This is a genomic window from Pantoea phytobeneficialis, assembly GCF_009728735.1.
GTDB classification, from domain to species: domain Bacteria; phylum Pseudomonadota; class Gammaproteobacteria; order Enterobacterales; family Enterobacteriaceae; genus Pantoea; species Pantoea phytobeneficialis.
On record NZ_CP024636.1, the window covers coordinates 3,070,381 to 3,093,564 of the forward strand.

The 23,184-nt window shown below is 54.1% G+C and carries 22 protein-coding genes and 6 tRNA genes; 15 read left to right on the plus strand and 13 right to left on the minus strand.

The window, feature by feature from the left end; genetic code table 11:
- Positions 1–63: 63 nt before the first annotated feature.
- From CTZ24_RS14230 to CTZ24_RS14265, 8 genes are all read left to right on the plus strand, one after another.
- Positions 64–960 (plus strand): Dyp-type peroxidase, encoded by an 897-nt coding sequence (locus CTZ24_RS14230; protein WP_021184272.1) that lies wholly within the window; start codon positions 64–66, stop codon positions 958–960.
- A gap of 193 nt (positions 961–1,153) precedes the next feature.
- Positions 1,154–2,170 carry a sulfate ABC transporter substrate-binding protein gene (locus CTZ24_RS14235; protein WP_208723861.1) on the plus strand — a complete coding sequence of 339 codons (1,017 nt, stop codon included), beginning with the start codon at positions 1,154–1,156 and terminating at the stop codon, positions 2,168–2,170.
- A complete protein-coding gene (gene cysT / locus CTZ24_RS14240; protein ID WP_021184270.1) occupies positions 2,170–3,003 on the plus strand; it encodes a sulfate/thiosulfate ABC transporter permease CysT in 834 nt (277 codons plus the stop codon). Before CTZ24_RS14235 ends, cysT begins: the two co-directional genes overlap by 1 nt.
- Positions 3,003–3,875: a sulfate/thiosulfate ABC transporter permease CysW gene (cysW, locus tag CTZ24_RS14245; RefSeq protein ID WP_021184269.1), complete on the plus strand. Its 873-nt coding sequence runs from the start codon at positions 3,003–3,005 to the stop codon at positions 3,873–3,875. Before cysT ends, cysW begins: the two co-directional genes overlap by 1 nt.
- A complete protein-coding gene (gene cysA / locus CTZ24_RS14250; protein ID WP_208723862.1) occupies positions 3,865–4,953 on the plus strand; it encodes a sulfate/thiosulfate ABC transporter ATP-binding protein CysA in 1,089 nt (362 codons plus the stop codon). The genes cysW and cysA overlap by 11 nt, the downstream gene beginning before the upstream one ends.
- Before the next feature lie 75 nt (positions 4,954–5,028).
- Positions 5,029–5,910, plus strand: coding sequence for a cysteine synthase CysM (cysM, locus tag CTZ24_RS14255; protein WP_021184267.1), 882 nt, complete (start codon positions 5,029–5,031; stop codon positions 5,908–5,910).
- Between the two features lie 178 nt (positions 5,911–6,088).
- Positions 6,089–6,769 (plus strand): response regulator transcription factor, encoded by a 681-nt coding sequence (locus CTZ24_RS14260; RefSeq protein WP_021184266.1) that lies wholly within the window; start codon positions 6,089–6,091, stop codon positions 6,767–6,769.
- Positions 6,766–8,139, plus strand: coding sequence for an ATP-binding protein (locus CTZ24_RS14265; protein ID WP_021184265.1), 1,374 nt, complete (start codon positions 6,766–6,768; stop codon positions 8,137–8,139). Before CTZ24_RS14260 ends, CTZ24_RS14265 begins: the two co-directional genes overlap by 4 nt.
- Positions 8,140–8,198: 59 nt before the next feature.
- Here CTZ24_RS14265 and crr read toward each other — a convergent pair whose 3' ends face one another.
- The 5 genes from crr to cysZ all read right to left on the minus strand — a co-directional run bounded on the left by crr (position 8,199) and on the right by cysZ (position 13,147).
- Complete coding sequence (gene crr, locus CTZ24_RS14270; RefSeq protein WP_013509993.1) at positions 8,199–8,702, minus strand: PTS glucose transporter subunit IIA; 504 nt, start codon at positions 8,700–8,702, stop codon at positions 8,199–8,201.
- 42 nt (positions 8,703–8,744) lie between these two features.
- A complete protein-coding gene (gene ptsI / locus CTZ24_RS14275; RefSeq protein ID WP_021184264.1) occupies positions 8,745–10,472 on the minus strand; it encodes a phosphoenolpyruvate-protein phosphotransferase PtsI in 1,728 nt (575 codons plus the stop codon).
- A gap of 157 nt (positions 10,473–10,629) precedes the next feature.
- Positions 10,630–10,887 carry a phosphocarrier protein Hpr gene (ptsH, locus tag CTZ24_RS14280; protein WP_007889063.1) on the minus strand — a complete coding sequence of 86 codons (258 nt, stop codon included), beginning with the start codon at positions 10,885–10,887 and terminating at the stop codon, positions 10,630–10,632.
- A 389-nt stretch (positions 10,888–11,276) separates the two neighbouring features.
- Positions 11,277–12,248, minus strand: a complete 972-nt coding sequence (gene cysK, locus CTZ24_RS14285; RefSeq protein WP_208723863.1) for a cysteine synthase A — start codon at positions 12,246–12,248, stop codon at positions 11,277–11,279.
- A gap of 140 nt (positions 12,249–12,388) precedes the next feature.
- Positions 12,389–13,147, minus strand: coding sequence for a sulfate transporter CysZ (gene cysZ, locus CTZ24_RS14290; RefSeq protein ID WP_208723864.1), 759 nt, complete (start codon positions 13,145–13,147; stop codon positions 12,389–12,391).
- A gap of 217 nt (positions 13,148–13,364) precedes the next feature.
- Here cysZ and zipA point away from each other — a divergent pair, with 217 nt between their 5' ends.
- From zipA to CTZ24_RS14305, 3 genes are all read left to right on the plus strand, one after another.
- Positions 13,365–14,333, plus strand: coding sequence for a cell division protein ZipA (gene zipA / locus CTZ24_RS14295; protein ID WP_208723865.1), 969 nt, complete (start codon positions 13,365–13,367; stop codon positions 14,331–14,333).
- A 73-nt stretch (positions 14,334–14,406) separates the two neighbouring features.
- Positions 14,407–16,425: an NAD-dependent DNA ligase LigA gene (gene ligA, locus CTZ24_RS14300; RefSeq protein WP_208723866.1), complete on the plus strand. Its 2,019-nt coding sequence runs from the start codon at positions 14,407–14,409 to the stop codon at positions 16,423–16,425.
- Between the two features lies 1 nt (position 16,426).
- The gene (locus tag CTZ24_RS14305; RefSeq protein WP_021184259.1) at positions 16,427–16,642 is read left to right on the plus strand and encodes a DUF3820 family protein; all 216 of its coding nucleotides are present in this window, start codon (positions 16,427–16,429) and stop codon (positions 16,640–16,642) included.
- Between the two features lie 66 nt (positions 16,643–16,708).
- Here the strand turns inward: CTZ24_RS14305 and CTZ24_RS14310 are convergent, their stop codons facing one another.
- Positions 16,709–17,713, minus strand: a complete 1,005-nt coding sequence (locus tag CTZ24_RS14310) for a bile acid:sodium symporter family protein (protein WP_021184258.1) — start codon at positions 17,711–17,713, stop codon at positions 16,709–16,711.
- A 99-nt stretch (positions 17,714–17,812) separates the two neighbouring features.
- Here CTZ24_RS14310 and CTZ24_RS14315 point away from each other — a divergent pair, with 99 nt between their 5' ends.
- A complete protein-coding gene (locus CTZ24_RS14315) occupies positions 17,813–18,733 on the plus strand; it encodes a LysR family transcriptional regulator (RefSeq protein WP_208723867.1) in 921 nt (306 codons plus the stop codon).
- Here the strand turns inward: CTZ24_RS14315 and CTZ24_RS14320 are convergent.
- The 5 genes from CTZ24_RS14320 to CTZ24_RS14340 form a co-directional block, all read right to left on the minus strand.
- Positions 18,730–19,077 (minus strand): FlxA-like family protein, encoded by a 348-nt coding sequence (locus CTZ24_RS14320; RefSeq protein WP_208723868.1) that lies wholly within the window; start codon positions 19,075–19,077, stop codon positions 18,730–18,732. The two genes, CTZ24_RS14315 and CTZ24_RS14320, sit on opposite strands and share 4 nt — an antisense overlap.
- A gap of 139 nt (positions 19,078–19,216) precedes the next feature.
- Positions 19,217–19,292: transfer RNA gene (locus CTZ24_RS14325), tRNA-Lys, on the minus strand.
- A 4-nt stretch (positions 19,293–19,296) separates the two neighbouring features.
- A tRNA-Val gene (locus tag CTZ24_RS14330) sits at positions 19,297–19,372 on the minus strand.
- A 41-nt stretch (positions 19,373–19,413) separates the two neighbouring features.
- Positions 19,414–19,489: transfer RNA gene (locus CTZ24_RS14335), tRNA-Val, on the minus strand.
- A 38-nt stretch (positions 19,490–19,527) separates the two neighbouring features.
- Positions 19,528–19,603, minus strand: a tRNA-Val gene (locus CTZ24_RS14340).
- A gap of 273 nt (positions 19,604–19,876) precedes the next feature.
- Here CTZ24_RS14340 and gltX point away from each other — a divergent pair.
- A complete protein-coding gene (gene gltX / locus CTZ24_RS14345; RefSeq protein WP_208723869.1) occupies positions 19,877–21,298 on the plus strand; it encodes a glutamate--tRNA ligase in 1,422 nt (473 codons plus the stop codon).
- 44 nt (positions 21,299–21,342) lie between these two features.
- Here the strand turns inward: gltX and CTZ24_RS14350 are convergent, their stop codons facing one another.
- Together CTZ24_RS14350 and CTZ24_RS14355 are read right to left on the minus strand one after the other, a co-directional pair.
- The gene (locus CTZ24_RS14350; protein WP_208723870.1) at positions 21,343–21,696 is read right to left on the minus strand and encodes a YfeC-like transcriptional regulator; all 354 of its coding nucleotides are present in this window, start codon (positions 21,694–21,696) and stop codon (positions 21,343–21,345) included.
- A gap of 111 nt (positions 21,697–21,807) precedes the next feature.
- Positions 21,808–22,596 carry a formate/nitrite transporter family protein gene (locus CTZ24_RS14355; RefSeq protein ID WP_208723871.1) on the minus strand — a complete coding sequence of 263 codons (789 nt, stop codon included), beginning with the start codon at positions 22,594–22,596 and terminating at the stop codon, positions 21,808–21,810.
- Between the two features lie 325 nt (positions 22,597–22,921).
- On the opposite strand from CTZ24_RS14355, the gene CTZ24_RS14360 reads away from it, so the two are divergent.
- Positions 22,922–22,997, plus strand: a tRNA-Ala gene (locus tag CTZ24_RS14360).
- A gap of 45 nt (positions 22,998–23,042) precedes the next feature.
- A tRNA-Ala gene (locus CTZ24_RS14365) sits at positions 23,043–23,118 on the plus strand.
- The last annotated feature ends 66 nt before the right edge of the window (positions 23,119–23,184 follow it).

Genomic DNA, 23,184 nt, shown 5'->3' on the forward strand with positions numbered 1-23,184 from the left:
GCTTTCCAGTATGATACGGGCGAAAAAAACGTCGTTTAACCCCCATCGCCGGAGAGCATGTCGATGTCTCAATTTCAGAGCGGGATCCTGCTGGAACACCGCCGTTTCGCCATTTGGCTGGAAGCTCGTGTCACGGGCGATCTCGATGCGCTGCGTCTGGGCAGCAAAACTTTTCTGCAACACCTCGAATCACTGCAACAACAATTCACCGATGCGGGTCTGGGCGCGGTTATCGCTTTTGGCGACACGCTGTGGCGCGATTTGCACGGGACGGATAGCGCGCCGGAGCTGAAAGCCTTTCGCGAACTGGGTAAGGGCATTGCGCCCGCAACCCAGCATGATTTGCTGATCCATATTCAGTCGCTACGCCATGACGTTAACTTCTCCCTGGCCCAGGCGGCGCTGGTGGCTTTTGCTGACGCCGTTAGCGTTGAAGAAGAGACGCATGGCTTCCGCTGGGTGGAGGAGCGCGATCTCTCAGGCTTCATCGATGGCACCGAGAACCCCCAGGGCGAACAGCGTCAGCAGGTGGCGATTATCGCCGATGGCCCGGATGCCGGGGGCAGCTACGTCTTCACTCAGCGTTGGGAACATAACCTGAAGCTGTGGAACCGCATGGCGGTTGAGAAGCAGGAAGCGGTGTTCGGGCGTACCAAAGTGGAAAATGAAGAGATACCGGGTGAGGCGCGCCCGGCGACGTCGCATCTCAGCCGTGTCGATCTCAAAGAAGAGGGAAAAGGGCTGAAGATTTTGCGTCAGAGCCTGCCTTACGGCACCGCCAGCGGCACCCACGGCCTGTTTTTTATCGCCTACTGCAATCGTCTGTATAACATCGAACAGCAGCTGCTGAGTATGTTTGGCGAGCGTGACGGCAAAATGGACGCCATGCTGCGTTTCACCAAACCAGTGACCGGCAGCTACTATTTCGCACCGTCCCTCGACGCGTTGCAGGCGCTGTAACTCTGCTACGGACGGCCACGCTGCCGTCCGTGCCCAATCCCGCCAGCCGCATATTCTTCCCCGCCGTCTTATGCCTTTTTAGACTTTGAAATCAGCAAACGATATATAAAACCGTTACTGGTTTCCCCTGAGTTATAAATACACTGACAACATCTAATGGCATCAGCCGTAACTCCATATCTCTGGGTGCAGCATGACACTTCCCGTTTTGAAAAAGTTGGTTGGCGGTATCGCGCTTTCGCTGGCAATGGCGGGTGCTGTGCAGGCGACAGAACTGCTCAACAGCTCTTATGACGTCTCGCGCGAGTTGTTTGTTGCGCTGAATGTGCCGTTTGAGCAGCAGTGGGATGCCAGCCATCCGGGTGACAAGCTGACCATTAAACAATCTCATGCCGGTTCTTCAAAACAGGCGCTGGCGATCCTGCAAGGATTGCGTGCCGATGTGGTGACTTACAATCAGGTGACGGACGTGCAGGTGCTGCATGATAAAGGCAATCTGATCCCGGCGGACTGGAAAACTCGTCTGCCGAATAACAGCTCACCGTTCTATTCCACCATGGCGTTTCTGGTGCGCAAGGGCAATCCCAAAAACATTCACGACTGGGCTGACCTGGCGCGCGATGATGTGAAGCTGGTGTTCCCCAATCCAAAAACCTCCGGTAATGGCCGTTATACCTATCTGGCTGCGTGGGGCGCGGCGGATCAGGCTGATGGTAAAGATCAGGCCGAAACCGCAGCCTTTATGACTAAATTCCTGAAGAACGTCGAAGTGTTTGATACCGGCGGTCGCGGTGCGACCACCACCTTCGCCGAGCGTGGTCTGGGGGATGTGTTGATTAGCTTTGAATCTGAAGTGAACAACATCCGTAACCAGTACGCCAAAGACGGTTATGAAGTGATTGTGCCCAAAACCAACATCCTCGCCGAGTTCCCGGTGGCCTGGGTGGACAAAAATGTTGAGCACAATGGCACCGCCGATGCGGCGAAAGCCTACCTGAATTTTCTCTATAGCCCGGAAGCACAGAAAATTATCACCAGCTTCTACTATCGCGTAAACAACCCGCAGCTGATGGCGGAGCAGAAAAGTCGCTTCCCGCAGACGGCATTATTCAACGTAGACGAGGCGTTCGGCGGCTGGGATAACGTGATGAAAACCCATTTCGCGTCTGGCGCTGAGCTGGACAAACTGCTGGCAGCGGGGCGCGGTTGATGTTTGCCTCTACGCAAAAACGGGTGCTGCCCGGATTCGGTCTCAGCCTGGGTACCAGCCTGCTGTTTACCTGCCTGATCCTGCTGCTGCCGATCAGCGCGCTGCTGATGCAGTTGTCAAAGATGACGCTGGCGCAGTACTGGGAAGTGATCACCAGTCCGCAACTGGTGGCGGCTTACAAGGTGACGCTGTTGTCTGCCGGTGTTGCCTCCATCTTCAATGCGGTGTTTGGCATGTTGATGGCGTGGATCCTGACCCGTTATCGCTTCCCTGGCCGCACGTTGCTTGATGGCCTGATGGATTTACCGTTTGCGCTGCCTACCGCTGTCGCCGGTCTGACGCTGGCCGGGTTGTTCTCGGTCAACGGCTGGTATGGGCAATGGCTGGCGCAGTTTGATATCAAAGTTTCTTACACCTGGCTTGGTATCGCAGTGGCGATGGCCTTCACCAGCATTCCGTTTGTGGTGCGTACTGTGCAGCCGGTGCTGGAAGAGTTAGGCCCGGAATATGAAGAAGCGGCAGAAACGCTCGGGGCCACGCCGTGGCAGAGCTTCCGTCGCGTGGTGCTGCCGGAAGTCGCACCGGCGCTGCTGGCCGGGACCGCGTTGTCTTTTACCCGCAGCCTCGGCGAGTTTGGCGCGGTGATCTTTATCGCCGGTAACATCGCGTGGAAGACCGAAGTCACCTCGCTGATGATTTTCGTGCGTTTGCAGGAGTTTGATTACCCGGCCGCCAGTGCGATTGCCTCGGTGATCCTTGCCGCATCGCTGCTGCTGCTGTTCGCCATTAATACCCTGCAAAGCCGCTTTGGCCGTCGTTTAGGAGGCCACTGATGGCAGAGATTTCGCAAATCAATCGTGTTGACCGTTCACCGATTAACTGGGGCAAATGGCTGCTGATTGGCATTGGCGCGCTGGTTTCGCTGCTGTTGTTGGTGGTGCCGATGATCTCCATCTTTTGGGAGGCATTGGGCCAGGGGCTGGGCGGCGTCATCAGCAATCTGAAAGATGGCGACATGCTGCATGCCATCTGGCTGACGGTGATGGTGGCGTTGATTACCGTGCCGGTAAACCTGGTGTTCGGTACGCTGCTGGCGTGGCTGGTGACGCGTTTTAACTTTCCTGGTCGCCAGCTGTTGCTCACGCTGTTTGATATTCCGTTTGCCGTGTCACCGGTGGTGGCAGGCTTGATGTATCTGTTGTTCTGGGGCATCAACGGTCCGGCTGGCGGCTGGCTGGATGCGCACAATATCCAGATTATGTTTGCCTGGCCCGGTATGGTGCTGGCGACCGTTTTCGTCACCTGTCCGTTTGTGGTGCGTGAGCTGGTGCCGGTGATGCTGAGCCAGGGCAGCAATGAAGACGAAGCGGCGGTGCTGCTTGGCGCATCCGGCTGGCAGATGTTTCGCCGCGTGACGCTGCCTAACATCCGCTGGGCGCTGCTGTACGGCGTGGTACTGACCAACGCGCGTACCATCGGCGAATTTGGTGCGGTCTCGGTGGTATCGGGATCGATTCGCGGCGAAACCTATACGTTGCCGCTTCAGGTTGAATTACTGCATCAGGATTACAACACCGTCGGTGCGTTTACCGCCGCCGCGCTGCTGACCCTGATGGCGATAGTGACACTGTTTCTGAAAAGCGTGCTGCAGTGGCGTTTAGAGCATCAGCAGAAACGCCAACAGGAGGAAAATCATGAGCATTGAGATTAAACAAATTAACAAAGCGTTTGGCCGTACCCCGGTGCTGAACGATATCTCTCTGGATATTCCTTCCGGCCAGATGGTGGCGCTGCTGGGGCCATCCGGTTCCGGTAAAACCACGCTGCTGCGGATTATCGCCGGACTGGAGCATCAGAACAGCGGGCAGATCTATTTTCACGGCAAAGACGTCAGCCGCATTCATGCTCGCGATCGTCAGGTCGGTTTTGTCTTCCAGCATTATGCACTGTTCCGCCATATGACGGTGTTCGACAACATCGCCTTTGGTCTGACAGTGTTGCCGCGGCGTGAGCGTCCTTCCAGCGCCGAAATCAAACAACGGGTGACCCGCTTGTTGGAAATGGTGCAACTGGCACACCTTGCTAACCGTTTCCCGGCACAACTGTCGGGCGGCCAGAAACAGCGTGTTGCGCTGGCGCGTGCGCTGGCAGTGGAACCGCAGATTTTGCTGCTGGATGAACCCTTCGGCGCGCTGGATGCGCAGGTGCGTAAAGAACTGCGCCGCTGGCTGCGTCAGTTGCATGAAGAGTTAAAATTCACCAGCGTATTCGTCACCCATGACCAGGAAGAGGCGATGGAAGTCGCTGACCGGGTGGTAGTGATGAGTCAGGGTAACATTGAACAGGTGGGGACACCGGATGACGTGTGGCGCGATCCTGCCACCCGCTTCGTGCTGGAGTTCCTCGGTGAAGTAAATCGCTTCGACGGTGAAGTGCACGGCTCGCAGTTCCATGTCGCCGCGCATCGCTGGCCGCTGGGCTACACACCTGCCCACCAGGGCAAGGTCGAGTTGTTCCTGCGTCCGTGGGAGATTGATGTCTCGCGCCAGAGCAGCCTGGAAACCCCGTTGCCGGTGCAGGTGCTGGAAGTCAGCCCGCGTGGTCACTTCTGGCAGTTGGTGGTGCAGCCCACTGGCTGGCAAAGCGAGCCCTTCACCCTGGTGTTTGATGGCGAGCAAACCGCACCGATTCGCGGTGAACGCCTGTTTGTTGGCCTGCAACAGGCACGACTTTACCAGGGAACAACGCCGCTGCGCGCGGTTGCCTTTGCCGAGAGCGCCTGATATTTTTGACACTCCTTCGGGCGGGATTTTCCCGCCCGATTTCTTTGCCCCTCTTTCTACGCCGGGAATCTGACCGTGACCACACTGGAAAATACCATCGGCAACACGCCGTTGATTAAGTTGCAGCGCCTGACGCCTGACAACGGCAGCGAAATCTGGTTAAAACTGGAAGGTAACAATCCGGCGGGATCGGTAAAAGATCGCGCGGCCTGGTCGATGATTCACCAGGCGGAATTGCGTGGCGAGATTAAACCGGGCGATACGTTGATTGAAGCCACCAGTGGCAACACCGGCATCGCGCTGGCGATGATTGCGGCGATGAAAGGCTATCGTCTGCGTTTGCTGATGCCAGATAACATGAGCCAGGAACGCCAGGATGCGATGCTTGCCTACGGGGCTGAACTGGTGCTGGTAACGCGTGAGCAGGGCATGGAAGGGGCACGCGATTTGGCGCAGGAGATGGCGGCGCGTGGAGAGGGGAGGGTACTGGATCAGTTCAACAACCCGGATAACCCACTCGGCCACTACCTGACCACCGGCCCGGAAATCTGGCAGCAGAGTCAGCAACGGATGACGCATTTTGTCTCCAGCATGGGCACCACCGGTACCATTACCGGCGTGGGACGTTACCTGCGTGAGTTTGCTCCTGCGGTGAAAATCATTGGCTTACAACCGCAGGAAGGTAGCAGCATTCCCGGTATCCGCCGCTGGCCGAGTGCCTATCTGCCGGGGATTTTCCGTCCGGAATTGGTGGACGAGGTGATGGATATGTCTCAGCAGGAAGCCGAAGAAACCATGCGCGCGCTGGCACGGCGCGAAGGTATTTTCTGCGGTGTCAGCTCCGGTGGGGCGGTGGCAGGCGCATTACGTGTTGCCGCAGCGCAACCAGGCAGTGTGGTGGTGGCGATTATTTGCGATCGCGGCGACCGTTATCTCTCCACCGGTGTTTTCCACTAAACTATCCTCTTGTAAAAATGCGTAACGGCGCGATTTATCGCGCTGTTTTCCTGTGTTTTAAATTCGCGCGATAAATCGCGTCGCTACGGAGTATCGTCACTGTAAGGATCGAGTAAAACCGGCTGCGCTCAGGACGAACTCAGGACAAAATAGCGGCAATTTTGTACGAGAGATAAAGATGAAAATTCTGCTTGTTGATGACGATTTAGAGCTTGGTACTATGCTGAGCCAATACCTGATTGCTGAAGGCTTTGATGCACAACTGGTTTTAACCGGAAGTGCCGGGGTTGAAGGTGCGCTTTCAGGCAATTACACCGCCATGATCCTCGATATCATGCTGCCGGATATGAGTGGAATTGATGTGCTGCGTCAGGTACGCCAGAACAGCCGTCTGCCAGTGATCATGCTGACCGCCAAAGGTGACAACATCGATCGCGTCATCGGTCTGGAAATGGGCGCTGACGATTATGTTCCAAAACCTTGCTATCCCCGTGAACTGGTCGCGCGCCTGCGTGCTGTGCTGCGTCGTTTTGAAGATCAGGCCCCGCTGCCGGACAAAAAAGAGATACTGCGTTGGGGGGATTTAAGCCTCAATCCTGCCACCCGTATCACCGAATGGCAGGGTAAGGCGTTTGATCTCACCGCTTCGGAATTTAACTTGCTCGACCTGCTGATGCGCGCCCCCGATCGTGTGGTATCGAAAGATGAACTGTCGGAAAAAGGGCTGGGGCGTCCGCGTGAAGCCTACGATCGCAGCGTCGATGTGCATATCAGCAATATTCGCCAGAAACTGGCAGCGTTAACTGCTGACAACGTCAATATCGAAACTGTGCGCAGTATTGGTTATCGCATTCGATGAAGCACAGCTACCGTGGCCGCATGTTCTGGAAGATCCTGCTGGGCTTCTGGATTGTATTTGTGATTATCAGTCAGCTGCTGTGGCTCGGTTTTTCGCTTTCCGGTAACCGCCATGAACCGCCAGAAATCGTGGCGATCCGTCGTATTGTGAATTTACAGATGGCTTCAGCCGTCTCGGTGCTTGAGCGCGGTGGGCCGAGCGCACTCGACGACATGATGGCTGACTGGGAACCGAACGATCGCCAGTTTTTCTCGGTGATCCAGCACAGCAAACCCGTCGCTACGGTGAATGCGCCACCGGAAGTATTGCCGCCATCAGGCTTTAACGAGCCGTTCCACGGTCCCTTCCCGGATGTGATTGTACGTTGGGTAAAAGGGGCTGATGCTAAAGAGTATGAACTGCGTTACGACGTCAAAGCACTGCGGGAAGATAGCTCAATGGGTGTGGGTGGTCCTCGCCGCATCCTGAATATCCCGGAACCGATGTTCACCTTTGCGGGTGCGCTCGGTTTGCTGTTTAGCCTGTTGTTGGCCTGGAACCTGACGCGTCCGATGCGTCAGCTCCGTGAGGGCTTTGCCCGCGTCAGTAGTGGTGACCTGAGCGTGCGGCTCTATCCGGTAATGCGCAAACGCCATGACGAGCTTTCCAGCGTCGCGCAGGATTTTGATGCGATGGTGGAACGGCTGGATACGCTGGTGAAAGCGCGTGAGGAGCTACTGCATGATATCTCCCATGAGCTGCGTTCGCCGTTAGCCCGTCTTCAGCTCGCCACCGGTCTGGCGCGCCAGACGCCGGAAAGTGTCGAATCCTCGCTTAATCGTATCGACGAAGAAGCGCGTCGACTGGACAAGATGATTGGTGAACTGCTGACGCTCTCGCGTGCTGAGCACGAGAGTATGCCGGGTGAACAGTACTTCGACCTGACCGGTCTGCTGCATGCGATAGTGACGGACGTCCGTTACGAGGCGCAGATTCCGGGGGTGAAGGTTGATTTTCAGGTCGATGAAAATGCGGATTACACCGTGCACGGCAATGCTGAGTTGATACGTCGTGGTGTGGAGAATGTGCTGCGCAACGCGCTGCGTTTCTCTCACAAGGGGCAGCATATTCAGGTGCGCTTGCAGGCGGAAAACCAGTGGCTGGCGATTCGTGTGCGCGATCAGGGACCGGGAGTCGATGACGAAAAGCTTTCCAGCATTTTTGACCCCTTTGTGCGCGTCAATTCGCCGCTGATGGGCAAAGGCTATGGGCTGGGACTGTCGATTGTGCGGAAGGTAGTGCTGGCGCATCATGGTGAAGTCCAGGCGGTAAATCGTCCGGAGGGTGGCCTGGAGCTGACGATCAGGCTACCACGCTGGAAACAGGACTAGATTATCGTGGAAACAAAAACGGCACCCATTGGGTGCCGTTTTACTATCCAGACTGCGAATTACTTCTTGATACGAATCACCGGGGTCTCGCCCACAGTGACCGGACCAGAGAGTTTGATCAGGTCTTTGATCTCGTCCATGTTCGAGATCACAACCGGCGTCAGCGTGGATTTTGCTTTCTCTTCCAGCAGCGGCAGATCAAACTCGATCACCACGTCGCCTTTTTTCACTTTCTGGCCTTCTTCAGCGATACGTTTGAAGCCTTCACCTTTCAGTTCAACCGTGTCGATACCGAAGTGGACAAACAGCTCGATGCCGTTGTCAGACTCGATTGAAAATGCGTGGTTGGTTTCGAAAATTTTACCGATGGTGCCGTCAACCGGGGCAACCATTTTGTTGCCGGTCGGTTTGATCGCAATACCGTCACCGACAATTTTCTCCGCGAATACCACATCTGGTACGTCTTCAATATTCACGATTTCGCCTGACAGAGGCGCTACAATTTCAATAGTCCCTGATGCGCTCTCTGTTTTATCGCCAAAAAGTTTAGAAAACAAACCCATGATCTTCTCCTAAGCAGTAATTTGGGGCCAGCGTCTCGCGTATCAGCAGAGTGTTTTTTCTTTGATGAACTTGTTAACCAGCGTCATCAAATCTTCCGCTGTGGGTTGAGCCAGAGCCTGCTCCGCCAATGCCTTCGCATCTTCAAAATTGGTATTACGGATAATTTTCTTGATGCTTGGGATTGAAATGGCACTCATGCTGAATTCGTCCAGCCCCATTCCCAGTAACAGTAGTGTAGCACGTTCATCACCAGCCAGCTCACCACACATGCCGGTCCATTTCCCTTCGGCATGTGATGCATCGATCACTTGCTTGATGAGGCCCAGAACGGAAGGCGACATTGGGTTATAGAGGTGAGAAATCAAATCATTACCACGATCGACCGCCAGAGTATACTGCGTCAGGTCGTTTGTCCCAATACTGAAGAAGTCGACTTCTTTTGCCAGATGACGAGCAATAACCGCTGAAGCCGGTGTTTCCACCATAATGCCCACTTCAATGGTCTCATCAAAGGGTTTGCCTTCTTCACGCAGTTGCGCTTTCAGGGTTTCCAGTTCAGCTTTCAGGAAGCGAACTTCTTCCACAGAAATGATCATCGGGAACATGATACGCAGTTTGCCGAACTTCGAGGCACGCAGAATCGCACGCAGCTGAGCATGCAGAATCTCTTTGCGGTCCATTGCGATACGAATCGCACGCCAGCCGAGGAATGGGTTCTCTTCTTTCGGCAGGTTCATGTACGGCAGGTCTTTGTCACCGCCGATGTCCATAGTACGCACGATAACCGCTTGTGAGCCCATGGCTTCCGCAACGGCTTTGTAGGCCTGGAACTGTTCTTCTTCGGTCGGCAGTGAATCGCGGTCCATGAACAGGAACTCAGTACGATACAGGCCCACGCCTTCCGCACCGTTACGCTCGGCACCGGCGACGTCACGTACCGTACCGATGTTGGCGCAGACTTCAACCTGATGACCATCCAGCGTGATTGCCGGCAGATCTTTCAGTTTCGCCAGTTCATGTTTTTCTGACAGATATTGCGTCTGGATGGCTTTCAGCTCTTCCAGTACGTCAGGGGTCGGGTTGACATAAACTTTGTTGTTTACGCCATCCAGAATCAGGAAATCACCGTTGTTAACAGTCGCGGTCACGTTACCGGTACCGACAATCGCTGGCAGTTCAAGTGAACGCGCCATGATGGAGGTATGCGAGGTACGGCCACCGAGATCGGTGATAAAGCCCAGCACCTTTTTCAGGTTCAGCTGTGCGGTTTCTGACGGCGTCAAATCTTTTGCCACCAGAATGGATTCGTCTTCGATAGCGCTGAGATCGACGATATGCAGGCCGAGGATGTTTTGCAGCAGGCGTTTACCGATGTCACGCACGTCAGCGGCGCGTTCTTTCAGGTATTCATCGTCCAGCTCTTCCAGGGCTTTCGCCTGGCCATCAATAACCGAATGGGCAGCAGCGTCAGCAGTCGCGTGATCTTTTTTGATCAGGTCGATGATTTCCTGCTCCAGCTCTTCGTCTTCCAGCAGCATGATGTGACCTTCAAAGATCGCCGCTTTCTCTTCACCGAAGGTTTCACCGGCTTTAACTTTGATGGCTTCGAGCTGGGTAGCAGCCTTGCTGCGTCCGTCGAGGAAGCGCTGTACTTCCTGCTCAACCTGATCGTCAGAAATTTTTTTACGGTTGATGACGATCTCATCTTCCTTCAGCAGCAGTGCTTTGCCGAAGGCGATACCCGGTGATGCTAAAATGCCTGAAATCATAACCCTACCTTTTAATCACGATGGCTCGTTGACCCAATGCATTGCCATTGTCGCGGACGTGTAATCTACGGAAGCAATAACGCGGACAAGTTGTCCGCGATCAAGATGTTTGCACTCAATGGGGCAAAGGAGTCGGTTTAGTCACAAACTGAGTGGATTACTCCAGCTCAGCCATCAGTTTTACCAGGTGTTCAACCGCTTGCTGCTCATCTTCACCTTCGGCAGACAGCGTAACAACCGTACCCTGAGTCAGACCCAGTGTCTGCAGTTTGAACAGGCTTTTCGCGCTGGCAGATTTGCCATTCGAGGTCACAGTGATTTCTGACTGGAAAGCCTTGGCTTCTTTAACGAACTGAGCTGCAGGACGAGTGTGGAGGCCGTTAGGTGCGGTAATGGTAACTTCTTGCTGGAACATTCTATTTCCCCAACTTTATCAGGTTTGGTGTTATGGATCTAAAGTCTAGCCTGGAGCCGTAACTTTAGCCTGTGTAGGTGCACTGGATGGCATCACGCTAACCAAAAAATGCGCATGCGATGTGAGCGTCATATCCAGCGGAAGGATCAAAAGCAGAGATGATCGCTCCATCTGCTCATTATGCCGTGATTCGCCGTATCGCCAAATCAGTAAATCGATTCAGCTTGATCCACTTCAAAGCCCGATTAATTTCAGGCATCGAAATAATTGGTTGCTTAAATACCAGACCCACGTCACTGAAAGCAATCTGCCAGGTGGTAAAAGTGAGATCTGAGCCACAAAAAAGCACCCATTTGGGTGCTTTTTTCGTCATTTCAGACTTTGACCGGTCACTGTTGCAGCTCTTTTTCAGTGAACAGATCGGCAAACAGCGCGGTACTCAGATAACGCTCGCCAGAGGAGGGCAGAATCACCACAATGTTCTTATTGGCGAAGGCTTCATCTTCCTGCAACTTAAGTGCAGCGGCGACCGCAGCACCTGAAGAGATACCGGCGAGAATACCTTCCTCTTCCATCAGAAGACGTGCGGTGCTGATCGCTTCGTCATTGGTGATGGCGACCACACGGTCAATCAGCTTCAGGTCAAGGTTGCCCGGGATAAAACCGGCACCGATACCCTGGATTTTGTGCGGGCCAGGTTTGATCTCTTCGCCTGCGAGTGCCTGGGCGATAACCGGGGAGTCGGTTGGCTCTACCGCGACGGTGATCAGGTCTTTCTTGCCTTTGGTGTTTTTGATGTAGCGACTGACGCCAGTCAGCGTACCGCCAGTACCGACACCGGCAATGAACACGTCAACGTCGCCGTCGGTGTCTTCCCAGATTTCCGGGCCGGTGGTTTTTTCGTGAATTTCCGGGTTTGCCGGATTGCTGAACTGCTGCAACAACACATATTTGTCCGGGTCACTGGCCACAATTTCTTCAGCTTTGGCGATGGCACCTTTCATGCCTTTCGCGCCTTCGGTCAGCACCAGGTTGGCACCCAGTGCTTTAAGGAGTTTACGACGTTCGATCGACATGGTTTCCGGCATGGTCAGCGTTAGCTTGTAACCGCGAGCAGCCGCAACGTAAGCCAGGGCAATACCGGTATTGCCGCTGGTCGGCTCAACCAGTTCTACGCCTTCTTTCAGGATACCGCGTTTTTCTGCGTCCCAAATCATATTGGCACCGATACGGCATTTGACGCTGAAGCTCGGGTTACGGGACTCGACCTTCGCCAGAATGCGGCCGTTACCGATGCGGTTCAGTCGAACCAGCGGCGTATGACCAATTGTCAGCGAGTTGTCTTCATAGATCTTACTCATAGCTCGTCCTTAACTGTATGAAATATTGGGAACCCTCAGAGCATACCTTTTCTGCCCGTGTGCGGAAGGAAAGAAATCGTATATCTATATAGCCCTTGACCATAAGCCCCATGCAAAAAAGCATAAGGCTTTTTGATGGTTTAATGACGGCCATTTTGCTGGCGATAACGATCGACCCACATGGCGGTGGCACCACACACGGCAACGGGCATGATGGCCAGATTGAGGATGGGGATCATGGTAAACAGGCTGACCAGCGCCCCAAATTGCATATTGGCGCTTTTATGCCGACGTAACGCATGGCGCATCTGTTGAAAACTCACTTTATGGTTATCAAATGGATAATCGCAATATTGGATTGAGAGCATCCAGGCGCTGAACAAAAACCATAAAACCGGAGCCACCGTTTGCCCGAAACCCGGAATAAAGTACAGCAGCAATAACCCAAGTGCGCGGGGCAAATAGTAGCCCAGCTTCTGCATTTCACGCTTCATGATGCGGGGAATGTCTTTGAACATGGCTACCCAGCCACTATCGGGCAAGGGTTTACCGGTCAGACGCCCTTCCAGTTGTTCTGCCAGCAGTCCGCAAAAAGGGGCCGCAATCAGGTTAGCGATGGTGGAAAAGAAGTAACTGAACACCAGCACAATCGAAATCACCGACAACGGCCAGAGCAGGTAACTCAACCATTGCAGCCAATCGGGGATATGTGCCATTAGCTGGGGAATCCACTGGCTGAGGCGGTGGAAGAGCCAAATAAAGGCACCCCCCAACAGCAGGATATTGACCAGCAGCGGGATGATAACATAGCGGCGAATACCGGGCAGACGCACCAGCTTCCATCCCTCGGCGAAGTAATGAATACCATTCAAAGATGAGACCGATTTCTCAACGGGCATAACAAGCCTTTCTCCAATGTGTACGGGCGCGAACATCATAACCTGGCTTTTTATCGGCAACAGGGTCGCTTTGCACGAAAAAACAGCAAAAAAGCGTGGGGGAGCTATCTTATTTGTCAGAAAATACTGCACAGACTTGCACTTGTGTAGCAGGGCAAATACAGTTAGAGGATAAAGTTTGCCGTGGTGGCAAGGTATTGGAACAACAGAGAATACAATGATGCAGGATTTGCGTCTGATATTAATCGTTGTTGGCGCGATCGCCATAATAGCGCTGCTACTTCACGGACTGTGGACCAGCCGTAAAGAGCGCTCCTCCGTGTTTCGCGATCGCCCGCACAAACGTCTGAAACAACGCGAAGAAGCGGATGATGATCTGCTGGGCGACGATGATGAAGGCGTCGGCGAAGTACGGGTTCGTCGCGATACGCATGATGAACCTGAGCTGGGCGGCTATTCAGAAAAGCCGGTCAGTGCGCCGCGTGCGCCTGAACCTGTTCGTCAGCCTGCACCGCGTCAGGAACCTTCAGTTGCACGCGATCCGCTGTTTGATGCGGAGCCGGAAGTGCGCCAGCAACCCGTACCGCCTGTTCCTCCAGTGGTAAAACCTGTTGTGCAGCCGCAACCACAGCCGCAACCGATTCAGGCAGATCCGTTGCTGGATAACGACCCGCTGGTTAGCGCCGCACCGGTCGTGGCCCAACAGCCTGAGCCGGAAGAAGAGACGCCCGTTGCCCACGAAGAACAACCGCAGCCAGCCGCTGCGGGCAGCAAAAAAGAAGCCGTGCTGGTACTGCACGTTGCGGCTCATGCTGGCGGCGTGCTGAATGGTGAAGCGCTGTTGCAGGGGATTTTGCAGGCAGGCTTCCAGTTTGGCGAAATGAATATTTTCCATCGCCATCTGAGTCCGGCCGGCAGCGGTCCGGTGCTGTTCAGCCTGGCGAATATGGTAAAACCCGGTTCGTTCAATCCGGATGAAATGGGTGATTTCAGCACGCCAGGCGTATCCATCTTTATGATGGTGCCGTCGTACGGCGATGCGAACCAGAACTTTAAACTGATGCTGCAATCCGCACAGCGTATCGCGGATGATGTCGGCGGCGTCGTGTTGGATGATGAGCGTCGAATGATGACGCCACAAAAGCTGGAAACTTATAAAGCACGTATTCGCGAGGTTATCGGCTGATAACCCGTGCAGGCGTCAACAATCTCTACTTATAACCCCCGCCTGTCGGGGGTTTTTTATCGGATGAGGCACTATGAAATCGGTTCAGGAGCAGATCACCGCGCTGCGCACCACGTTACGTCACCACGAATATCTCTACCATGTGATGGATACGCCGGAAGTCCCGGATGCAGAATATGACCGACTCATGGCACAGCTGCGTGAGCTGGAAAGCGCGCATCCCGAGCTGATCACGCCGGATTCACCGACGCAACGTGTCGGTGCAGCACCGCTGGCCGCCTTTGAACAGGTTCGTCATGAAGTGCCGATGCTGTCGCTGGATAACACCTTCGATGAAGCCGGTTTCCTCGCTTTCAACAAACGCGTTCAGGATCGTCTGAAAAGCAGCGATGACCTTGTCTACTGCTGCGAACTCAAACTGGATGGTCTTGCGGTAAGCCTGTTGTATGAAGATGGCTTATTGGTCAGTGCCGCCACGCGCGGCGACGGCACCACCGGAGAAAATATCACCGCCAACGTGCGCACCATTCACGCGATTCCGCTGCGCCTGCACGGCGACAATATCCCGGCCCGCGTTGAAGTACGTGGCGAAGTGTTTATGACGGAAAGTGGTTTCGAAAAATTGAATGAAGAAGCGCGCCGTAGCGGGGGGAAAGTTTTCGCCAACCCACGTAACGCCGCTGCGGGTTCGCTGCGTCAGCTCGATCCGCGCATCACCGCGAAGCGCCCACTCACGTTCTTCTGCTACGGCCTTGGCCTGCTGGAGGGCGGTGAGATGCCTGCCAGCCACCTCGGCCGTCTGCAACAATTTAAGGCCTGGGGTTTACCGGTCAGCAACCGTATCCGTCTGGCCAATAATGCCGATGAAGTGTTGGCGTTTTATCGCGAGGTTGAAGAGGCGCGCCCAACGCTGGGGTTCGATATCGATGGTGTAGTGATCAAGGTTGATTCGCTGGCATTACAGGAACAACTGGGCTTTGTCGCCCGCGCACCGCGTTGGGCTGTTGCGTTTAAATTCCCGGCGCAGGAGCAGATGACCGTGGTGCGTGACGTGGAGTTCCAGGTGGGTCGTACCGGCGCCATCACGCCAGTTGCTCGTCTGGAGCCAGTGCAGGTGGCCGGCGTAGTGGTCAGCAACGCCACGTTGCATAACGCCGATGAAATTGCCCGTCTGGGGCTGCGCATTGGTGACAAAGTCGTGATTCGTCGTGCCGGGGATGTGATCCCGCAGGTGGTGAATGTTGTGGAATCGGAACGCCCGGAAGACACGCGTGAGATTGTGTTCCCCAGCCACTGCCCGGTGTGCGGCTCTGATGTGGAGCGTGTGGAAGGCGAAGCGGTGACGCGTTGTACCGGTGGCCTGATTTGCGGTGCGCAACGCAAAGAGGCGCTCAAGCATTTTGTGTCGCGCCGCGCGCTGGATGTCGAGGGGATGGGTGACAAAATCATCGATCAACTGGTGGAAAAGGAGTACGTCAAAACGCCTGCCGACCTGTTTCGCCTGACCGCCGGTAAGCTCACCGGGCTGGACCGTATGGGGCCGAAATCGGCGCAGAATGTGGTCGATGCGCTGGAGAAAGCCAAACTCACCACGCTACCGCGTTTCCTCTATGCCCTTGGCATTCGTGAAGTCGGGGAGGCCACCGCGGCTAACCTTGCCAATCATTTTGGTGAGCTGGAAAAAGTGATGGATGCCGACCTAGATGCGCTGATAGCGGTGCAGGATGTCGGCAAAGTGGTTGCCAGCCATGTACGCAACTTTATGGATGAAGAGAGCAACCGTGAGGTGATTCGCGAACTGACCGTGGAAATGGGCGTGCACTGGCCGCAGGTTGAGGTGGTAAATGCAGCAGAGATCGATAGCCCGTTTGCCGGTAAAACCGTGGTATTAACCGGTTCGCTGTCGCAGATGAACCGTGATGATGCCAAAGCGCGTCTGACGGCCCTGGGTGCCAAAGTCAGTGGCAGCGTATCAAAGAAAACCGATTTGCTGATTGCCGGTGAAGCCGCCGGTTCCAAACTGGCGAAAGCACAGGAGCTGGGCATTGCGGTGATCGACGAAGCAGAGATGATTCGCCTGCTCGGAGCCTGATATGGAAAAGCAGCAGCTGATTGAGATTGCCAACACGCCAATGCCGTTTGGTAAATACAAAGGCAGGGTGTTGATTGATTTGCCGGAGGAGTATCTGCTGTGGTTTGCCCGCAGCGGTGAGTTTCCCGCCGGTAAACTGGGTGAGCTGATGCAGCTCACCCTGGCGATTAAGATTGAAGGGTTACAGGGTTTGGTGAAGCCGCTGAAACGTACATGATGTAAGGCGACACGGTTTATCGCGCCGTTTTTTTACAACCCGCGCGATAAATCGCGCGGCTACGAATCAGGATTTCTGCACTTCAACCTGTTGCTGCTGCGCCAGCCGTTTCGCATTGCTGGTTTTATAACGTTGGGCAATGAAAGAACACACCATCAACTGCACCTGATGGAAGATCATCAGCGGCAGCACGATAATCCCCACGCTGCTGGCCGGGAACAGGATATTGGCCATCGGCACGCCGTTGGCGAGGCTCTTTTTCGAACCACAGAACAACACGGTAATTTCATCGGGACGCTTGAAGCCAAACAGGCGTGATGCGCCAAGGTTGATCAACAACACCACAGCCAGCAGCAGCAGGCTACCGGCCAGAATCCACAGCAGCGTATCCACGCCCACGCGGTGCCAGATGCCGTTGACTACCGCTTCACTAAAGGCGGAATAAACCACCAACAGAATGGAGGTCTGGTCGGTTTTACCAATCAGGCTGCGATGCTTCTCCACCCAGCCGCCAATCCAGCGACGTGAAATATGACCGAGCACAAAAGGCACCAGCAACTGCAACATGATTTTGCCAATCTGCTCCAGCCCGTTGCTCGGACCATCGCTGTGCACATTCATCACCAGATTCACCAGCAACGGCGAAACAAATACGCCGAGTAAGCTGGATGCGGAAGCGCTACATACCGCAGCCGCCACGTTGCCTCCGGCCATAGAGGTAAAGGCGATTGCCGACTGCACGGTTGCAGGCAGAATGCACAGGTAAAGAAAACCGGTATAGATTTCAGCGCCTACATCAACCGGATGCCACCACACCAGCAGCAGGCCAAGGATCGGGAACAGCACGAAGGTGCTGCACATAATCCATAAATGCAGTCGCCAGTGGCTGCTACCGGCGATGATTTTTTCGCGTGACAGCTTGGCACCGTGCATAAAGAACAGCAGGGCGATGGCAGCGGTGGTCAGCCATTCAAAGAAGTCGACAAACCCGCCTTTGGCCGGTAAGAAGCTGGCCAGCAGCACGGTGATGATGAGTTTGACCATCATCGGGTCGAGGCGTAAAAATCCCATTGTTACAATCCGGTTAATTAAAATTTGATGTTGCTGATTGTGCGCCAATCGGGTTTAGAAATAAAATTGATTTATTGCATTAATCTATGAGTGATATCGATGAATTACACGCTGCGCCAGTTGCGCACTTTTGTCGCTGTGGCAAAACATGGCAGCTTCAGCCTGGCCGGGCAGGTCATTGGCCTGAGCCAGTCGGCGGTCAGCCACAGCATTAAAGAACTGGAAGCGGAAATGGGGGTGCGTTTGCTGGATCGCACTACGCGCGAGGTGCTGCTGACTGGTGCGGGACAGCAGCTGGCCACGCGCCTGGAGCATCTGCTGGAAGAACTTAACACCACGGTGCTGGATGTCCGTAGCTACGGTGAACAGCGTAGCGGTACGGTGCGGGTGGCGGCCAGCCAGACGCCTTCTGCGCATCTGATGCCGCAATGTCTTGCCAGCAGCCAACAACGCTATCCCGATATTCGTGTGATCTTGCATGACCGCGCGCAGCAGTGGGTACTGCAAAGCGTGCGTAACGCGGAGGTAGACTTCGGCATCATCATCGGGCCATTGCGTGATAGCGATTTTGACTACCAGACCATTATGGATGAACCCTTTTTATTGCTGTGTCGGGAAGATGATGTCCTGGCACAGGCGCTTCAGCCACAGTGGTCAATGCTGGATGGGCGTACTATGGTGCTTCAGGACTACGCTTCGGGCAGCCGTCTGCTCATTGACGCCGCGCTGCATCAGCAGGGGATCTCGGTCAACGTGGTGCAGGAGATAGGGCATCCGGCAACGCTATATCCGATGGTTGAAGCAGGGATTGGCATCAGTATTCTTCCGGCGCTGGCGTTGCCCTTACCGTCCGGGCGCAAACTGACGGTGCGACGTCTTTACCCGGAAATAAACCGTAGCCTGATGCTGATTAAACGCCGAAACCGATCGTTGACGCCCGCAGCAGAGGCGATCTGGCAGGAAGTGCGTCAGCAGGCAGCGCTGCTGACGCAACAACGTTCTCTTAAACCGGCGTTTTAAACGTAAACGTTGATCTTATTGGTATCCGTCGGGCGGTTGATACCATCAGCTTTTGCCGTGGTGCTGGCGGTTTCCTGTTTTTGCTGCTGCTCCTGCTGTTGTTGCGCTTTTTCAGCCGCTTGCTGCTCGATTTGCGCAATCTGCGCTTCAATCATCTGAATCTGCGACTCCAGTAACTGCTCCTGTTCAGATTTTTGTTCATCTGTGAGGGTGTCATCACTGGACAGATCTTTGAGTTCTTTGGTCAGGCTCTGAATTTGTTTATTCAGGCTGGCGATTTGCGACGTGTTGCCGCTACTGCTGGCACTGGTGGTACTACTGGATACACTGGAAATGGTACTCATGGTTTTCTCCTTGCAATAGTTCACAGTCGTTATCGGCAAGGGGATAAAATCACATGAGGGTTCAAAGCGTTAAGGTTGTGAAAGGAATCTGTAAAACGCGCATAGCAAAAAGGCGCCTTTAGGGCGCCTTTCTACATAATGGTGGGTCGTGCAGGATTCGAACCTGCGACCAATTGATTAAAAGTCAACTGCTCTACCGACTGAGCTAACGACCCGAAGTGGTGGGTGATGACGGGCTCGAACCGCCGACCCCCTCCTTGTAAGGGAGATGCTCTACCAACTGAGCTAATCACCCACTTCGGTACTACTTAACAAGAGTGTCATCAGACTAAGATATGGTGGGTGATGACGGGCTCGAACCGCCGACCCCCTCCTTGTAAGGGAGATGCTCTACCAACTGAGCTAATCACCCATATCTTATCTCTTGTTCACTGCGGGCCACCTTGAGAGTGGTGGGTGATGACGGGCTCGAACCGCCGACCCCCTCCTTGTAAGGGAGATGCTCTACCAACTGAGCTAATCACCCCCGCTGTGTGGAGTCGCATTATAGGGATCCTTCGAAGTGAGTCAACGCTTTTTAAAACATAAATGTGCGTTCGCTTTAAAATTAAACATCTCGCGGCGCTTTTAGCCAATATGCTGGTTTTATTAGCAGAAAAACCACTATCTATTGTGACGCGTACCGCGACAATGATTGAGGAATCATGGTCAGCTGCTAGAATATGCGCACTGTTTTTTCGCGTTAACCTGTTTTTTGTCATCCAGACAACGAACCTCCGCGCATTTAAGGCAATGCTGAATGAAAATCAAAACTCGCTTCGCACCCAGCCCCACTGGTTATCTGCATGTGGGCGGTGCTCGTACCGCGCTTTACTCCTGGCTTTATGCTCGTCATAACAAGGGCGAATTTGTTCTGCGTATCGAAGATACCGATCTGGAGCGATCCACGCCGGAAGCCATCGAAGCCATTATGGATGGCATGAACTGGTTGAGCCTGGACTGGAACGAAGGCCCGTACTACCAGACCAAACGTTTTGATCGCTATAACGCGGTGATCGACGAAATGCAGGAAGCAGGCACTGCCTATAAATGCTACTGCTCGAAAGAACGTTTGGAAGCATTGCGCGAAGAGCAGATGGCGAAAGGCGAAAAACCGCGTTATGACGGTCGTTGCCGCGACAGCCACGAACATCATGCCGCTGATGAACCTTGCGTGGTGCGTTTCCGTAACCCACAAGAGGGTTCGGTAATTTTCGATGACCAGATCCGTGGTCCGATTGAATTCAGCAACCAGGAGCTGGATGACCTGATCATTCGCCGCACCGATGGTTCGCCGACCTACAACTTCTGTGTCGTGGTGGACGACTGGGATATGGGGATCACCCATGTGATTCGTGGTGAAGACCATATCAACAACACGCCGCGTCAGATCAACATCCTGAAAGCGATTGGCGCTGAAGTGCCGACTTATGCTCACGTCTCGATGATCCTCGGTGACGATGGCAAAAAACTCTCCAAGCGTCATGGTGCGGTAGGTGTGATGCAGTATCGTGATGACGGCTACCTGCCGGAAGCGCTGCTCAACTATCTGGTGCGTCTGGGCTGGTCACATGGCGATCAGGAAATTTTCAGTGTGGCGGAGATGACGGAGTTGTTTACCCTTGATGCGGTCAGCAAGTCAGCCAGTGCCTTTAACACAGAAAAATTGCAGTGGCTGAACCATCACTACATTAATACGCTGCCGCCGGAATATGTCGCCACCCATCTGCAATGGCACATTGAACAACAGAACATCGATACCCGTACTGGCCCGGAACTGGCGAAGCTGGTTACGTTGCTGGGCGAGCGTTGCAAAACGCTGGTGGAGATTGCCGCTTCCTGCCGCTACTTCTATGAAGAGTTTGACGCGTTTGATGCCGATGCAGCGAAGAAACACCTGCGCCCGGTAGCGCGTCAACCGTTGGAAGTGGTGCGTGACAAACTGGCCGCCATCAGCGACAACGACTGGACCGCTGAAAATGTGCATCACGCCATTCAAAGCGCGGCTGATGAGCTGGAGCTGGGGATGGGGAAAGTCGGCATGCCGTTGCGTGTTGCCGTAACCGGTGCCGGGCAATCACCCGCGCTGGATGTGACGGTACAGGCGATTGGTCGCAGCCGCAGCGTGGCGCGCATTGAAAAAGCGCTGGCCTTTATTGCGGAACGTGAAGCGCAGGCCTAAACCTGACGTGAGTAAAAAAGCCGGAAGCGTTGCTCCCGGCTTTTTTATTTTTCCTGAATTCCCAGCCGTTGTAATACGCCTCTGATTCCTTCCCGCAACAGAAGTGCCACCAATTGTTCCTGTTCGGCGACTGTCATTTGCTGGATAGAATTTATTAATAACGCAGGTAACGTATTTTGCTGAGCACCGTAATGAGCTGCCGGTTCACTCGCGTGTCGGGTAGATTGGATAAAGCTTTTAACGCGTTCATCAATGTGGATCAAACGCGCCTTGCCGCCCTGTACGCCGGGCTTTGGCGTGGTTGTCCAGTTTTCGCGTTTAATCCATTTGTTAACAGTCTGGCGACTGTATCCGGTTTCCAGCGCGAGTTCTTCGGGTGTTAGCCATTCCTTTTTCACGACGCTTTCCCTGTTAAATACATTAGAATTACATATTACAACAAAACGTTTCAGGTGAAAGTCATCACGCAGCAAAATGCCTTTTGCCCACCAGCAAAAGGCACCATTCGATTAACGTGCTTCGCTCGCTGCCGCCATCGCCGGGCGGAAGGCGATAAAGTAGGTCAGACCGACAAAAATCGCCCCGCCAACGCCATTACCGAGGAACACGGCGACAAAATTCGGCAGGTACTCAGTCCAGCTCAACTGTCCGGCGAAAATCGCGGCCGGCACGATAAACATATTTGCCACGACGTGCTGGAAGCCAATCGCCACGAAGGCCATTACCGGGAACCACATACCAAAAATCTTGCCTACCACGTCTTTACTGGCAAACGCCAGCCACACCGCCAGGCACACCAGCCAGTTACAGCCAATGCCAGAGATAAAGGCATGCAGGAAATCAGCATTCACTTTGGCGGTAGCGATGGCGACCGTTTTCTTCAGGTAGTCTCCCTCCGTCATACCCAACATATGACCAAAGAACCAGGCGACGGCGATACTGCCGAGGAAGTTGGCGATGGTGACCCAGAACCAGTTGCGCAGCACGCTGAAGCCACTGATACGGCGTGCGAACCAGGCAATCGGCATGGTCATCATATTGCCGGTCAGCAGTTCACCACCGGCCAGCACGGTCAGAATCAGACCGACCGGGAAAACCGCCGCGCCCAACAGCCCGCCGAAGGAGCCCCAATCGGCGGGCAGTTGGTTAATAACGTGCAGATCAAGCAGAAAGCCGGTTGCAATAAATGCGCCCGCCATAAAGCCGAGGATCAATAAGGTAGATACCGGCGCCTGGCTTTTAACCACGCCAGACTGAATCGCCAGTTGGGCGATCTCTTTTGGTGTATGCAGTGACATAAATTCGCATTCTTATTAATAACAAGGGAAGGGACGTGCTGGCCGATCAAAAGAGGCAAAACCCCTGGTCGATGACCGGTTAATTAGCGTGCGAATTTTTACACCGACCATTAACAAAAAACAAGCGTTCTTACGATAGCAATTAACGATGGTTTAACCAGGCGGCATCAGAAAACGGGCGATGATGCTGAAAAAAAAGCCACAGCGACACGGGTTTGCCGCCTTTTTCAGCGATTGAACACAGAACGGAAATTTGACGTTGACACCCAGGAAGGGGTTTCATATTATGCCGTCCGTCGAGGTGACTCGGCGGTTTTTTCGGTTCGGGGCTATAGCTCAGCTGGGAGAGCGCTTGCATGGCATGCAAGAGGTCAGCGGTTCGATCCCGCTTAGCTCCACCAAACTTCTTCCCAAAAGTTTGGCACTGAAAAAACGATTCCAGATGTGGGGGTATAGCTCAGCTGGGAGAGCGCTTGCATGGCATGCAAGAGGTCAGCGGTTCGATCCCGCTTATCTCCACCATTTCTCTGTTCGTTCCGAACAAATTTTAAAAAAAAATCATACTATTGGGTACAAGTACCCCGTAGC

Excerpts from the sequence above, each read along its gene's own strand:
- CTZ24_RS14230 (WP_021184272.1), top strand. The coding sequence starts at position 64 with ATGTCTCAATTTCAGAGCGGGATCCTGCTGGAACACCGCCGTTTCGCC.
- CTZ24_RS14235 (WP_208723861.1), top strand. The coding sequence starts at position 1,154 with ATGACACTTCCCGTTTTGAAAAAGTTGGTTGGCGGTATCGCGCTTTCG.
- cysT (WP_021184270.1), top strand. The coding sequence starts at position 2,170 with ATGTTTGCCTCTACGCAAAAACGGGTGCTGCCCGGATTCGGTCTCAGC.
- cysW (WP_021184269.1), top strand. The coding sequence starts at position 3,003 with ATGGCAGAGATTTCGCAAATCAATCGTGTTGACCGTTCACCGATTAAC.
- cysA (WP_208723862.1), top strand. The coding sequence starts at position 3,865 with ATGAGCATTGAGATTAAACAAATTAACAAAGCGTTTGGCCGTACCCCG.
- CTZ24_RS14260 (WP_021184266.1), top strand. The coding sequence starts at position 6,089 with ATGAAAATTCTGCTTGTTGATGACGATTTAGAGCTTGGTACTATGCTG.
- CTZ24_RS14265 (WP_021184265.1), top strand. The coding sequence starts at position 6,766 with ATGAAGCACAGCTACCGTGGCCGCATGTTCTGGAAGATCCTGCTGGGC.
- crr (WP_013509993.1), bottom strand. The coding sequence starts at position 8,702 with ATGGGTTTGTTTTCTAAACTTTTTGGCGATAAAACAGAGAGCGCATCA.
- ptsI (WP_021184264.1), bottom strand. The coding sequence starts at position 10,472 with ATGATTTCAGGCATTTTAGCATCACCGGGTATCGCCTTCGGCAAAGCA.
- ptsH (WP_007889063.1), bottom strand. The coding sequence starts at position 10,887 with ATGTTCCAGCAAGAAGTTACCATTACCGCACCTAACGGCCTCCACACT.
- cysK (WP_208723863.1), bottom strand. The coding sequence starts at position 12,248 with ATGAGTAAGATCTATGAAGACAACTCGCTGACAATTGGTCATACGCCG.
- cysZ (WP_208723864.1), bottom strand. The coding sequence starts at position 13,147 with ATGCCCGTTGAGAAATCGGTCTCATCTTTGAATGGTATTCATTACTTC.
- zipA (WP_208723865.1), top strand. The coding sequence starts at position 13,365 with ATGATGCAGGATTTGCGTCTGATATTAATCGTTGTTGGCGCGATCGCC.
- ligA (WP_208723866.1), top strand. The coding sequence starts at position 14,407 with ATGAAATCGGTTCAGGAGCAGATCACCGCGCTGCGCACCACGTTACGT.
- CTZ24_RS14305 (WP_021184259.1), top strand. The coding sequence starts at position 16,427 with ATGGAAAAGCAGCAGCTGATTGAGATTGCCAACACGCCAATGCCGTTT.
- CTZ24_RS14310 (WP_021184258.1), bottom strand. The coding sequence starts at position 17,713 with ATGGGATTTTTACGCCTCGACCCGATGATGGTCAAACTCATCATCACC.
- CTZ24_RS14315 (WP_208723867.1), top strand. The coding sequence starts at position 17,813 with ATGAATTACACGCTGCGCCAGTTGCGCACTTTTGTCGCTGTGGCAAAA.
- CTZ24_RS14320 (WP_208723868.1), bottom strand. The coding sequence starts at position 19,077 with ATGAGTACCATTTCCAGTGTATCCAGTAGTACCACCAGTGCCAGCAGT.
- gltX (WP_208723869.1), top strand. The coding sequence starts at position 19,877 with ATGAAAATCAAAACTCGCTTCGCACCCAGCCCCACTGGTTATCTGCAT.
- CTZ24_RS14355 (WP_208723871.1), bottom strand. The coding sequence starts at position 22,596 with ATGTCACTGCATACACCAAAAGAGATCGCCCAACTGGCGATTCAGTCT.